This is a genomic window from Parabacteroides sp. AM08-6 (genome assembly GCF_003473295.1).
In the GTDB taxonomy this organism is placed as follows: domain Bacteria; phylum Bacteroidota; class Bacteroidia; order Bacteroidales; family Tannerellaceae; genus Parabacteroides.
The window spans coordinates 18,472-32,695 of sequence record NZ_QRMP01000028.1 but is presented as its reverse complement, the minus strand read 5'-3'; the positions used below and the strand labels follow the sequence as shown (position 1 = coordinate 32,695).

Below are 14,224 nucleotides of genomic sequence, written 5' to 3'. Positions count from 1 at the left end.
GGATTATCCCATGACAGAAGTTTTCTGCCAAAAATATACGGATTGCGCTTCATGCCCACATTATCAGAAGCAGCTGTTCAAATACCGTTCCTACCCGAAAGGCATGCTCATTCCACGTGAACGCTGCTCACAGAATACTATATATTTTCTGGTATCGGGACGTGTACAAGTGGATAGCGAAGAACATCCGGGCACGGTTTTCCATGACGGACAATTTATCATGCAACCCATCGGTTCACGGGTGGAATTCCATATTCTCGAAGCAACGGAATGTATCTTATATCTTTTCGAAACTCCTCAGACAATCTGTGGCGACCGTTTTAAAAAGGGACTCGAACTGGCGAAAGATTCCACACTCTCATCAACTGTTATGGATATGTATTTTCCACTCCGCCTTTTTATCAACGGGTTGAAAATGTATCTGAATAACGAACTGCTCTGTGCCGAATTTCTACAGGCCAAACAAACTGAATTATATTTTTTGCTGAATTGCTATTACCCGATTAAGGATATAGCCGCATTCTATGCACCTATATATAGGTATAGTAAAACATTCCGTTATTTCGTCATGCAAAATTATCTGAAGGCAAAAGATGTGGAAACATTTGCCCAGTTGGGAGGTTACAGTACTCCAACCTTCCGCCGGCTGTTCAAAGAGACGTTTGGTGAACCGGCCTATCAATGGATGGTAAAAAAGAAATCCCAGGATATTTATGCCGACCTGACTACAACTCAAATAAGTATTTCCGAAATCTGTTACAAATTCGGTTTCGAGTCCCTTTCCAACTTTTCCCACTTCTGCCGGGCTAATTTCGGCAAATCTCCTCGTGCTATTCGTACTGAAAGCAAAGAAAATGTATAAAAATCAACAACTGTCACAGTTTTTACAACTCTTTGATTAAATAACGCAATTTATCCTGTCTCCATTCAGATTATTTTTGCACTGTATCAAATAAGTTATTTGATTATCAACGGCTAATTAATCAGTATGGACAGTAAAAGTTTTTTATCGGCAGGCATTGTCTTTATGACATTAATCATCGTTGTAAGTATGATTAAGTGCACCGACGAAAAAGGGGAAGAAGAGCAATTACAAGGAAATGTCTATTATTCTTTCAATTGGAATAATGTATTATCCGAAACCTCTGCTCCTCAACATTTACGGTATTGCTTTTATCCGATTGAAAGCGGTTCTGTTATCCAGATGGACGATGATGCGGACGGAATGAGTTTTACATTACCTCCGGCACGATACAAAGTTTTAATATTCAACTGCGATGCAGACAACATAGCATTCCGGAATACAAATAAATTTGAAACGGCAGAGGCCTATATCCCGGAAACAAAATCTAAAAACATCGAGCACTCCGGTGATATTCCTCTATATGGCATCGTGAACGAAGAGCTGATAGTGAAAGCTGGCGAAAACAGTCCGATAGAATTTATCCCAGTTCCGCTGACGCGCAAAGTATCCATCCATATCAAGGTGGATGGGATGGAGCACATCACCGAGTGTAAAGGGTCGATAAGTGGCATGGCAACAACTATAAACCTAAGCAAACAAGAAGTTTTACCGGAAGCTACCACTGAAATACCTTTTCAAACTACAACTTCAGAGGAAGGAGTAGACGCAAATATTCTAATGCTTGGGAAACCGACAGAAGAAGGAGAAACACCTCCGGTCATATCATCGCATGAAGTGAAATTGGACTTTACCCTCACCGACGGAAGTACGGCATCCACCGCCATCGATTTAGGTAATTCCATCGAAGAAACCGAAGGTAGTACCATAGATGTCTCCATTGAAGCCACCGTCGCTAAAGGCATAGCCTTCACTGTAAATGTCAAACAATGGAAAGTAGCACCGGGAGACAAGCTCACGATTGAATAAACAATTATAAAACAATATTATTAACAAAATAAATTTTACAACATGAAAAATCTAACAATCAGCATGCTTGCTATAGCAAGCATATTCTGCAGCTGCAGCAAAGAAAGCGACTTAATAGACGGTGCTAATCCGAACGGTAATAATGAAAAGGTGGAAATTAAGCTGAATGCAGGAGTGGTAACAACAAAAGCTCCTATTGAAAGCGATGCTAGTAGCCATCCTACAAAAGATGTCAGATTGCAAATTGTGACAGCACCGGATGCCGCAGAAGCTGTATGGACAGCGATTACTTCAGTAGCCTCTACTCCAACCTTAAAAACAACAGGTAGTGTTGACTTTACAGGAACTACTTCTTTATACTATAATGCGGATGAAACAAATAAATCTCACTTGTTAGCATATAGCCCCGAAGGGGATAATACAACAGCCGGTTCCGTAACATGGACTATAGATGGTTCCAAAGATATTATAGTAGCACAAGCTGTTAGTGGATCAAAAAACACACCGGTAGGTGCATTAGCTTTTGAGCATTTACTAACACAATTGCAAATAGAGGTCAAGGGTGATGCTGCTGCAACTCAGACTTTTGGCACAACTATTAAATCTATAAAAGTAAAAGATGCACTAACAAAACCCAGCATGACTTTTACGAGTGCCAAAGTAACTACTTTAAATTGGGCTAATACAACAGATAAGGCAACTTTTGATGTATTCAGTACAGGAACAGATACTCCAATTAGCAGCGCTGCCATAAGTAGCAATTTTACAACTGTCGGTTATGTGATGTTACAGCCTGCAGCTACGTACACTTTATTAGTAACCACAGATAAAGTAACAGATAGAGAAGTAACCGTTACAATGAATAGTACAGCCATAGCCGGAAGTGCACATAAAATTGAACTAACATTTAGTGCAACTGCAATCGAGCCAGCAGCAACATTGACCGGATGGAAAACTGACGGTACAAACACAGGAACAGGAACCATCGACTAATATTTCTTCGTACAACAACAGGGGTGTATTATTTTTCTTCCAAAAACAAATAATACACCCCATTTTCATTGTCACTAAAATCCACCTCTCAAAGTATGATTCACAAGAGATACATTATAATTCTATTTCTTTTTAATCTTTGTTGTACAAGCATGGACAATACTGATTTATCCAATAATGCGCCCATCAATATTCGTTTCTCCTCCCGAATCCAAGCCCTCCCTTCTAAATCCATTATCACCGAGACCTCTTTTCCCGATAATTCCGAAATCGGCATCTATGCCTGGGGGCATCATCAAAAAGATGGAGATACAAACACGACTCTTCGTGACGATTTGAATAACGCGAAATACACAAAGGAAACAGGAAGCGAAGAGCTTATTCCTTCCATTGATGCACATTACCCCATTAATCCGGATACCTTGTTAAATTTTTATGCCTATTATCCTTATACAACATCCATCAACAGCCCACAAAAGATTTCGTTCAACCTGAACGAACAAGAAGATATCATGTGGGCTACACCTGTATTAAACCGAGGAAAAGTATCGACTGAATCAAACATAAATCTGCAATTCAATCATATTCTATCCGCCATTACTCTAAAATTCAAAAAAGCAAATGATATTAAGGAGGATATGACACTACAAAGCATATCCCTTGAAAACTATGCACCAACAGCAGAACTAAATATACAAACCGGCCAACTAACACAAACTGCTTTAGCCTCTCCTTTCCCTCTTATTGAAGGCTTAACCACAACAATATCTTCGGAAGAAACGACAATCCTGACAGATTGCTTGCTTTGTCCAATCGAAAAACCGGTATTTATCATTCATTTAAGTGGAAAAGACTACCGGATTGAATCATCCAAAGCATTCGAAACCGGGAAAAAACAAACGTTTGAATTCACCATTCAAGCGAAAGATATTAGTATCTCCGGACAAATCAGGCCTTGGCTTGATGGAGGTAGCAGCAACGAAACTGTATTTTTCTGAAAAAGGAGCTTTACATCATCAAAGAAGCTTACTCCCTTTTTAGGATTTTCACCCAAGCAAATTTATTATCCATAACATGGAAAACAAAAAAGACAATTATTGAAAGTACTTTCAATAATTGTCTTTTTTAGTTTCAATATATGTTGTAAGTATAAAGGCTCGAATGAAAATTGGGATTACTATGGGAGCATTTTGGGTTTAGCAAAGGAGCGTTTTACTAAAGCCCCGCTTCTTCTACTTTGAAATCTTCCGTCAACACATCCGTAAAACGCTGGATAACATTGCCGTCGTAATCCTTCAAAATGCCAACCAAAATGAACTTACACCCCTTCATCCACGTGGCATAAGGAATATCTTTTCGATAAAAAAACCGGCGCATCAAATCCGATTCGTTAGACAACACGACATAAGCACCGGCATCCGCAACTTCTTTCCCGTGAAAGGCAAGCGTACGCTGATACATCTTTTGCTTATTAGCTCCATTAATTACAATCGGTTGCAGCAACAAAGAATCTTGTCCGGACTGCAACATCGGGATTATCGACAACGTTTCATACCGCCCAACCGACAATCCGCATAAATCAAACGTCCAGTCCAATGAAAGCTTATTACCCTGCAACTGACTGATACGATTATCCTTAATCAATACGGAACCACTGAAATTATAAATCTCCACCTGTGCCAAACAAACCCAGGAAACAAGCAGGGACAGAATAGTATAAGTAATTGTTCTCATCGCTTTCTACTTGATAATATACATAATACTGATACCCAATTTTGTCGGCCCGAAATAATTATTCCGATACCGGCCAATCACTTCTCCACCCGTCGGGAAAGGCTTTTTGTCATACGAAAAATAGACATATCCTACTCCCGCCGTAAACTCGATATTCCAATGCGGCGACAAATAAAGCTGATAACCGTACGAAATACCACCTCCGTAAGCATTGCCGTCATAAGCATAACCGGACTTCATCACATTCAAAATACTCTGTCCCGCCACATCGTAGTCAGCGTACAAGCCATGCACTCCTAAAAAATGCCCGTTGAAGCGTTCATGTATCCAATAGCGGAATTCAGGCTGCACCGACCAATGTTTAATAGATTTATCATCGTTAAACGTCCACGGATTATAATTCCCGGAGATGTCGAGCGACAAATGTTTATTAAACGCGACTTCAGCCCCCAAATTGAACGTTGTAGTCGCATCATACAATACGTTTGTTTTAACAGCTATCACTTGGGCCTTTGCATTCAATCCCAGACAAACACAAAAGATAATGACAAGAAATATTTTATTCATAGGCATTACGGATACATGCGAAACCAATTATATTGAAGATACAAATATATGTAAAATCTATAGATATATAGACAAAATCGATAGAAAATACATCTGTCGGAGCAAGAAAACACTATCTTTGCAAAACATCTATTAATCAATCATTAAGGTAAGCATGAAGTTCAAATTTATCATTTTCCTTTTCACTCTTTGCCTGGGTTTAGCCGGTTGTTCGAAAGAGAATAACGAACCGGAAGTCAAGCCAAAACGCACGGTATTGGCCTACATAATAGCCAATAACAGCCTGAGTTCATTTGCTACAGGCAATCTGAAAAGTATGATTGAGAGCGCATCCGATAAGAACCTGAACGGAGGGAACTTGCTTGTTTACTATGCACAAAGAAATGAACTTCCCCGCCTCCTTCGTATTGAAGAAACAAAAGAAAACATCAATCAATCCGACGTATTGAAAGGTTATATAGAAGAACATACGATAAAGACCTACGACAGTCAAAATGCTGTTGACCCGGAAATCATGCAAAGTATTATCCGGGATGCCGTAACATTGGCACCGGCAGACAGTTATGGCCTTGTCCTATGGAGCCATGGGACAAGTTGGTTTCCATCCAACCTGAATTCTATGCTCAGAGCATTCGGACAAGACGGCAGCAATTGGATGGAGATTGACCAGTTAGCACAAGGAATACCGGACCACTTCTTCGATTTTATTTTATTCGATGCCTGCTATATGGCAAATATAGAATGTGCTTACGAACTTAAAGATAAAGCAGATTATATACTGGCATCTCCTACAGAAACAATGGGAACCGGTTGGCCATATAGCGTAATAATGCCTTATTTCTTCACAGAAACAGCCCAGTTGGATAAAGCCGGAGAAGCGTTCTACAACTATTATAACGTGATGAGCGGCGATTATCGGACAGCTACCGTATCTTTGGTCAAAACCAGTGAGCTCGACAATCTGGCAAACATTGTTAAAGAAATACTGTCGGATAAAAGCGAAGATGACCTCTATGGTTTGGACCGCTCGTCTGCATCCATGCAAAGACTTGAATACTTATACAAATCCGGCTCATACAACCCGGTTCTTTTGTATGACTTCAACGATTTTATCTCTCAACTGGCAACCCCAGAACAATATACACGCTTCACTGCCGGTATGAAAAATGCAATTATTTATGAAGCACATACGGAAACCGCTTATTTCGGGAATCCCCAGCAATCTTTTCCCATCAACAGATGTAGCGGCCTTTCCGTCTACGTTCCCGCGGAGAACTATCCGAAAATAAATGCTTGGTACCAAGAACACTTGAAATGGTATAAGGCAGTGTATAAATAAAAAACAGGGAGGTTATTCCGCCAACCATTTATTAATTTGCGTCAATATCTTCTCTTTCAGATCTTCCGGCATATTGCCGATACGAGAAAGATGGCTACCACCCGGTTGGAAATACACCTGTTCGTTCACTTTTCTTCGAAAAACAGGGACATGCGTGGCACTCCACGGGTCTATCTCGCCATAGATGAATATCATTTTCGGATCATTCTCTTTCAAGAAATTATACACTTTATTATATAATTCCGGACGAAACTCAATTTTATCTACCAATTCGCGGGGCAACATAATCCGGTTCAGATACCCCTCACTGCTATCTATCGTCAGATACTCTTTAAAGGGCTTTGTATCATAGCCATAATAACCCAATTCGCGGGTAGCCTGGACAAAGAAAGAAACATTCGGCTGGTTTTCGGCAAAATAATCAGGACTACTGATATCCATCAAATGAGAAAACAAGGTTTCCGTATCCGACGACAAAGAAGGAATTCTCCTTACAGAAGTCCCCCATTGCCAAAACGCGAACGGATATTCCAGTACACAATAATCGAGTACTTCAGGCATCGAAATACGGAATGACAATCCTTTATCTTTACAAAAACGTTCCAGAGAAGGCACTATTTCCTCTTTGCGTCTCAACACCTCCAGTTGGAACGCCTCAATCTTTTTGCGCTCTGCCTTGGTTCCTACTTTACGAAGAAACGGTTCGTGACGTCCATCTTCCACACTCCTATTCAACGGAGCGACATAAGGAACGGAGAAATCGACATCATCCGGGAAATAAGCCCGGTAAAGACAGGTAGTCTGTCCTCCCTTACTAATACCGGTACTAATCCATTTACCGCTATATAACTGCCGGAATGTCTGATTGACACGATGTAAATCGTAAGCCGAGTTTTCCGCAGTCAGATAATCCCAGTTGCACGGCTCAGGCGTAGACTCAAGGAAATAGCGATATTCTACGAATATCAGATTAGCATCCAATAAGCTGGAGAGTTCTTCCCGGTAGCGGGAACTCAGCGCATAAGCCGCTCCATAACCTTCTGTAACCAAAATAGTCGGTCGGTCGTAGCCTACATGTCCCACAATCACACGTTGGGAAAAAGTTCCGGCGGCCGGGTTCTTCGGGTCAAGCTGTTGAGTGATGCGAACCAGATATTTCTCTGCGTAATGGTCGGATTCTAACTTTTCAATGCCGCTGACACCTTCCAATGCCGCCAATTTTTCTTCCAGTGATTGGGCATTTGCCGTATTAGCGGCAAAAATCAACAGAACAGAAAGAAAGAGTAGATTTAACGCTCGTTTCATGCTATAATTTATTAATATACAAACCAACAAAGAGAAAAAGGCACTATTCAAACAGCTTAAATTCGTACCCTTGTTCCAGCAGCCACTCGATGGCACGAGGCATTGCCTCACGCATATTGTGTTCTGCCTTAAAAGAATCATGAAAAACAATCACCGAACCGTTCCGGGTATAATTTTTCACCACATTAAATACACCGTTCGGCGTCATGTGCGGACTATAATCACGCGTCACTACATCCCACATAATAATACGGTATTTCCGGCGAAGCGCGACAACCTGCGGAAAACGCATATGCCCGTGAGGTGGACGATACAAATTACTCTTGATATATCCGGCAGCTTTTTCCACATTAGCCAGATAATTCTTCGTCCAGTATTGCAATCCCTGGATATGATTGAAAGTATGATTACCGACATGATGCCCCCTATCCAAAACCATCTGATAAATATCAGGATGTTTCCGGACATTATCGCCTACACAAAAGAAGGTCGCTTTCACGCCGTATTTATCCAATATATCCAATACCCAAGGGGTAATCTCGGGAATTGGACCATCGTCGAAGGTGAGATACACACACTTCTTCTTGGCCGGTATTCGCCAGATTACCCCTGGAAACAGGACCCTGTAAAACCAGGGTGGTTGTTCTATAAACATATCTATTCTTTACGCACCGAGTTCAAGCTCATCCAATAATTATCGAAATCTTCTTGATACTTCTTATTAAATTCAGGATTATACTGTTTATTCACAAGCAGTACCTGTCTCATTATATACAGATTCTGTTCCAATTCACCCATCATTCGTGCAAGAAGCGAAGGTTTCAAACGGAAGCACCAGTCGATAGTACGCATGGAAGCATCTGCAATACCGGTAAATATACTCTCCGCCTTCTCTTTCTGGCCAAGTGTATAATACAGTTCACCGGTTGCAAGAGCTGTATAGTCCAACGGAACATTTTCGGGAGGCAGAACCTGCATACATTTATCCAGTACATTCAGCGCCTTATCTCTTTTTCCCTCATTAATAAGAGCTTCAGCCAACTTATTGAACAACACCATACGGTAGCTCTTACACATGCGCATTACATTCTCGTCGAGGTAAACGCCTGGTTTGTCAACGCCGCCCCATTTGAATTTGTTCATTACATTGTCATACATCTTTTCAGTGTTGACAGCCTTTCCTGCATTCTTCGGAACGATTTCATAAGCCAAACCTGTCTGCTCAAAATAATTGTCCAGTTTTACAAACTGATCCGAATTAACCGTAACAGCATAATAAATCGGACGATTGAAATTATTCGTCTGCAACATATCCAGAATAGTCAATTCCTGTTTTCCCAAAGCATTCTTACCTTTCAGGTCGATAACCATTTCTTTCAGCAAACCGGTAGTATCCCCATCCAGTGCCTTGACTCCGGCTATAGAGTCGACCTTGTATATCAATGTTTCGGACGGGATATAATCCAGTTCCTGGCTAATACCCGGTATCTTCTTGAATTTCGGATCATCGCTACGGACAAAGTTCAATGCCGTATTCAGGTCAATCGCTTCCTTTGTCAACGGGAAGATATAAGCTGCATCACGTGTACCCTGTATATACTGGTCGCGTGTCCAGGTAATAGGCAGTGGAGCAGACTCGTAGGCCTGTTTCTTCATCTGGTCGATATACCAATCGGTTTGCAGGTAACTGGTATTACATACACGCACGTCGGTCCGGATACCTTCCACTTCCTGGGCATACCACAAGGGGAATGTATCGTTATCCCCATTGGTGAAAATAATAGCGTTCGGTTCACAAGATTCCAGATAGTTTGCTCCGAAATCACGGCAAACATAACGTCCCGAACGATCATGGTCATCCCAGTTCTGAGCACCCATCTGAATAGGCACGAACAGACAGAGAACCGTTGCAACGGAACCGGCAATCACCGGATTCATCTTTCCATATTTTTCCAATCCTTTCGCCAATGCCGCGACTCCAAATCCTATCCAGATACAGAACGCATAGAACGAACCGGCATACGCGTAATCACGTTCACGCGGCTGATAGGGAGTCTGGTTCAAATAAAGTACAATTGCCAGACCGGTCATAAAGAACAGGAAGAATGTAATCCAAAAACTCTGAATACCTTTCTGTCCGGCATACGCCTGATACAACAGACCTAAAATACCCAACAGAAGCGGCAGCATATAGTAAACATTATGTCCTTTATTGTTCTCTATGTCGAACGGCATATCTTCCTGAGGGCCTACCAATACCTCATCGATAAAAGGAATACCGGTTATCCAGTTTCCGTTCATTATCTCGCCATGCCCCTGAATATCATTCTGACGACCGGAGAAGTTCCACATGAAATAACGCCAGTACATGAAGTTCAACTGATAAGAGAAGAAATAACGAAGATTTTCCGCAAATGTAGGTTTCATCACAGAAACAGTCTCGCCACAACGGTCAAACTTGACAGGTTCTCCTTTTATCTGAGCCCATTCTTTATACGCCTCGACATGGTGCGAATCCGAACTATACATACGGGGAAACAGCATATTCAGCTCATCCACATATTGGTATTCCTGGTCTCTACGGGACACGTAATAACGGTCTTTTTCATTCTTATCTTTCTTGACGATACGGCTCCAAGTCGGTTCGCCTTCTTTCACTACAGCGACACAAGCTCCTCCCTTATTTTCACGTTTTACTTCGGAAACATAAGTCTGCCCATAAAGAAGCGGAGTTTTACCATATTGTTCACGAGCCAGATAAGTACGCAAAGTAAAGATATCACTCGGAGCATTCTGGTTCATAGGAGTGTCGGCCGTAGCACGAATCAGTGTCAGTGCATACGAAGAGTAGCCTACCACCACCACCATCAGACAGACAAGAACCGTATTCAGCATCTTGATATTCAACTTCTTGCTCATAAAGAGATAAGCAGTCAGCGCACCCGTCAGTATAACAGCCAAAACATAACCACTACCGATAAACGGAACACCAATCAGTACAATCGATAAGATGAAAGCTACTTTCAAACGAACCGGATGTATTTCGTCGCGCATTGTTTCCCAAATGGACCAAGCCAACACGCCCCCCATCACAATCACATAAGCAAATACTCCTGAATTGTAAGGCATTCCAAATACATTGACAAAGAGCAGTTCGAAATATCCGCATACCTCAACCAATCCTTGTACCACGCCGTACATCATCAATGCAACGATAGCAAAGGAAACGAGCAAAGCGACCAACGTCCCTTTCATGGTCGGGTTCGGGAATTTCTTATAATAATACACCAAGACGATAGCCGGAATACACAGCAAGTTCAGCAAGTGAACACCGATACTCAATCCCATCAGGTAAGCAATCAATACAATCCAGCGGTCGGCATGAGGTTTGTCTGCCACCTCTTCCCATTTCAAAATCAGCCAGAATACCACAGCTGTAAACAGAGAAGAATAGGCATATACTTCTCCTTCCACGGCACTGAACCAGAATGTATCGCTAAAGGTATAAGCCAGTGCTCCCACCAAGCCGCTACCCATAATAGTAATGAGTTTGCCTAATGAAACCTCTTCCCCATCATTCACCATAATTTTACGAGCCAGATGAGTAATGCTCCAGAACAGGAACAAAATAGTCAACCCGCTGAAAAGGGCAGACATACTGTTCACCATTTTAGCTACTGAAGCAGAATCCGACGCCAATTGTGTAAACAGGTTAGCTGTCAGCATAAAGAAAGGTGCTCCGGGCGGATGCCCGACTTCTAATTTGTAAGCAGAAGAAATGAACTCACCGCAATCCCAAAAACTGGCGGTAGGTTCGATTGTCATCAAATAAACGGTAGATGCGATTGCGAATACAATCCATCCTAACACGTTGTTGATTAGTTTATACTTTCCCATACGTTTGTATAAAAATTTGTTGAACAATGGCCTTCCTTCCACGGACGACCGGCCGCAAAGGTAAGCATTTACGTTTAATACCAACGCCCTGACAACGCATAAATTGTGTGGGAAAAATTAGAAATACATTAAAAGCAACAGACAAAAAACGAACAAAAAGCAACAATTCAATGACAATTCGCCGACAGTTCTCTGACACATCCGATTTCACCGGATGAAATCAGGCTTTTCAGAGATTTGAAGCTTGAATAAATAAAGGTTGTGAATTTGGATATATTAACTTATTTCGATAATAAAAAAATGCTTTCTAAATATCCACGTTCATCTGAAAAGTGCCAGCATCATTAAAGATGAGAAAAATCGGGACTAAATTCATACTTGAAAAATAATTGTAAGAACCAGACAAAAGTTTTACCAGTTAATTTCTCCGATTATCAAAATGTCACTACTATAGCGGGTAAATGGGATTAGTATGGCGGGTAAAATAAATTACCCGCACATGTAACCCTTTTTAAGATATCATTCCGATAGCAAAACACTCAAAAGAAGAACATCCTGTCAATTAGTAAAAATATGACGGATAGCTTTTGTATTTCCATTCAAAATATTTCTTCGGTTTACCTATTCTTACAAAAACTACTTATATTTGTCTTTCTTAGCAAAAGCTATTCCCCCTGTTCAAATTCGGGACTTTGTCAAGAGATGAACGGAACAGGGAAGCGGATAAAAACTGTTATGGAATTGTAAACAACATTTATATATCATGAAACACCTGACAATCTGTTTATTATTAGCTTCTTCCCTTAGGCTTATGGCTGGAGAAGACATCACGACACCACCGGGATATAAACTGGTATGGCACGATGAATTTGAAACTTCTCAAACAAACGGGAAACCGACCCTGCCGGATAACTCGTTGTGGCAGTATGAAACCGGCAATCATGGTTGGGGAAATAATGAAATACAAAATTATATACCAGGCGTACGGGGGAAAGATACTTGTGCACGGGTTGTTGACGGAGTATTGGAAATCACAGCAAAAAAAGTAAAAGACGAGGTCCTTTCCGTCCGGATGAACAGTACGGAAAGCTGGAAATACGGTTATTTCGAGGCACGCCTGAAATTGCCGAAAGGGAAAGGAACCTGGCCTGCATTCTGGATGCTTCCCAGAGAGTTCAAACAGTGGCCGCTGGACGGGGAAATCGATATTATGGAAGAGGTGGGCTACCGACCTAACTGGATTGTGTCGAGCATCCATTGCCAAAAATATAACCATGCTATCGGTACGCAAAAAAATAACGAGATATACATCGATACTGCCGAAGACGAATTCCATGTTTACGCAGTGGAATGGACGGAAGATTTCATAAAAGGATATGTCGACGGAAAATGTTATTTCACTTTCACGAACGACCGGCAAGGAGATAAAGGGACCTGGCCGTTCAATGTTCCTTTCTATATCAAATTGAACTTGGCTTGGGGCGGCAACTGGGGAGGAGCCGAAGGTATAGACGAAACGGCGCTCCCGGCTATCTACAAGATAGATTATGTAAGGGTTTTCCAGAAAACTAATTAGTGAGTTTTTTCTTTACCTTGAAATGGTCGAATCCTTCCCCATAAACTCCGATAACGGCGCTTTGGGAAACAAAGGCATTCGGGTCGATATCATTGATGATGCGGAAGATTGTGGTGGATTGGCGTTTCTTTGCCAGGACAAACATAATCTTCTGCTCTTGTCCGGTGTACAGGCCGGTCGCATCGATTACCGTAACGCCCCGGTGTAAGTCGTTTATCCTTTTCCCTATTTCCTGGTATTTCTTGGAGATAATGAAAAACTGAACGGACTGACGGGCACTGTTCACAATCTGGTCCAGAACGAAACTACTTACATACAAGGTAACAAAACCATATACCACCTTTTCCCAATCCTTCAACACGAAATAGCTGGAGGTAATGATTATCATATCACAAATCATAATCACGCGTCCCAGTGTTATATCGCGATATTTATTGATAATCGCGGCAATTATATCCGTACCTCCCGTACTTCCGTTCGCTGAAAAAGCAATGCCGATGCCACTTCCGCAAAAAGAAGCTCCCAGCACACAGGCCATAAAAGGTTGATCCTGCAAAAGAGTCAACCCCTCTGTCACCTTTTGTATGACCGACAGGAAAAATGTCAGTACAAACACTGCATAAATAGTCTTCACACTAAACTTCCAACCCAGTATCTTCAAGGAGAGCATCAACAAAAAGGCGTTTACCGCAAAATAAACATACTGAACCGGCAATCCGGTTGCAAAATAAACGATAGAGGCAATACCCGGAACGCCACCGGTAGTAATATCGTTCGGCAACAGGAACACAGTCCATCCGATGCCATAGAGAATCATACCGAGAGCAATCATCAGATAGTCTCTCATTTCCCTGAACATCATCTGGTTAGACGTAATTGACAATGTAGATTTCATTCTATTTTAGTTTTATGCGGCTGCAAA

The 14,224-nt window shown here is 41.6% G+C and carries 12 protein-coding genes; 6 read left to right on the top strand and 6 right to left on the bottom strand.

Annotation, left to right across the window (positions count from 1 at the left end):
• Window positions 1–10: 10 nt before the first annotated feature.
• From DW103_RS14540 to DW103_RS14525, 4 genes are all read left to right on the top strand, one after another.
• Window positions 11–862 carry an AraC family transcriptional regulator gene (locus DW103_RS14540; protein WP_122277391.1) on the top strand — a complete coding sequence of 284 codons (852 nt, stop codon included), beginning with the start codon at window positions 11–13 and terminating at the stop codon, window positions 860–862.
• Between the two features lie 126 nt (window positions 863–988).
• Window positions 989–1,891: a DUF5119 domain-containing protein gene (locus DW103_RS14535; protein WP_122277389.1), complete on the top strand. Its 903-nt coding sequence runs from the start codon at window positions 989–991 to the stop codon at window positions 1,889–1,891.
• Between the two features lie 42 nt (window positions 1,892–1,933).
• Window positions 1,934–2,884 (top strand): fimbrillin family protein, encoded by a 951-nt coding sequence (locus DW103_RS14530; RefSeq protein ID WP_122277387.1) that lies wholly within the window; start codon window positions 1,934–1,936, stop codon window positions 2,882–2,884.
• A 152-nt stretch (window positions 2,885–3,036) separates the two neighbouring features.
• Complete coding sequence (locus DW103_RS14525) at window positions 3,037–3,882, top strand: fimbrillin family protein (protein WP_233545704.1); 846 nt, start codon at window positions 3,037–3,039, stop codon at window positions 3,880–3,882.
• A 217-nt stretch (window positions 3,883–4,099) separates the two neighbouring features.
• On the opposite strand, the gene DW103_RS14520 is transcribed toward DW103_RS14525, so the two are convergent.
• Both DW103_RS14520 and DW103_RS14515 read right to left on the bottom strand, forming a co-directional pair.
• A complete protein-coding gene (locus tag DW103_RS14520; protein ID WP_122277383.1) occupies window positions 4,100–4,618 on the bottom strand; it encodes a DUF3868 domain-containing protein in 519 nt (172 codons plus the stop codon).
• Between the two features lie 6 nt (window positions 4,619–4,624).
• The gene (locus DW103_RS14515; RefSeq protein ID WP_122277419.1) at window positions 4,625–5,185 is read right to left on the bottom strand and encodes a DUF3575 domain-containing protein; all 561 of its coding nucleotides are present in this window, start codon (window positions 5,183–5,185) and stop codon (window positions 4,625–4,627) included.
• 154 nt (window positions 5,186–5,339) lie between these two features.
• Between DW103_RS14515 and DW103_RS14510 the strand changes: the two genes are divergently transcribed.
• Entirely contained in the window at window positions 5,340–6,524 is a 1,185-nt protein-coding gene (locus DW103_RS14510; RefSeq protein WP_122277381.1) for a clostripain-related cysteine peptidase, read from the top strand.
• 12 nt (window positions 6,525–6,536) lie between these two features.
• Here DW103_RS14510 and DW103_RS14505 read toward each other — a convergent pair whose 3' ends face one another.
• Genes DW103_RS14505 through DW103_RS14495 form a run of 3 tightly spaced genes read right to left on the bottom strand, consistent with a single transcriptional unit; the run spans window position 6,537 to window position 11,726 of the window.
• Window positions 6,537–7,829, bottom strand: coding sequence for a S28 family serine protease (locus DW103_RS14505; protein ID WP_122277379.1), 1,293 nt, complete (start codon window positions 7,827–7,829; stop codon window positions 6,537–6,539).
• A gap of 43 nt (window positions 7,830–7,872) precedes the next feature.
• Window positions 7,873–8,484 (bottom strand): polysaccharide deacetylase family protein, encoded by a 612-nt coding sequence (locus tag DW103_RS14500; protein WP_122277377.1) that lies wholly within the window; start codon window positions 8,482–8,484, stop codon window positions 7,873–7,875.
• Between the two features lie 2 nt (window positions 8,485–8,486).
• Window positions 8,487–11,726, bottom strand: coding sequence for a DUF2723 domain-containing protein (locus DW103_RS14495; protein WP_122277417.1), 3,240 nt, complete (start codon window positions 11,724–11,726; stop codon window positions 8,487–8,489).
• 763 nt (window positions 11,727–12,489) lie between these two features.
• Here DW103_RS14495 and DW103_RS14490 point away from each other — a divergent pair.
• Complete coding sequence (locus DW103_RS14490) at window positions 12,490–13,302, top strand: family 16 glycosylhydrolase (RefSeq protein WP_122277375.1); 813 nt, start codon at window positions 12,490–12,492, stop codon at window positions 13,300–13,302.
• On the opposite strand, the gene DW103_RS14485 is transcribed toward DW103_RS14490, so the two are convergent.
• Complete coding sequence (locus DW103_RS14485; protein WP_122277373.1) at window positions 13,295–14,197, bottom strand: YitT family protein; 903 nt, start codon at window positions 14,195–14,197, stop codon at window positions 13,295–13,297. The genes DW103_RS14490 and DW103_RS14485 overlap by 8 nt on opposite strands.
• Window positions 14,198–14,224 lie beyond the last annotated feature (27 nt).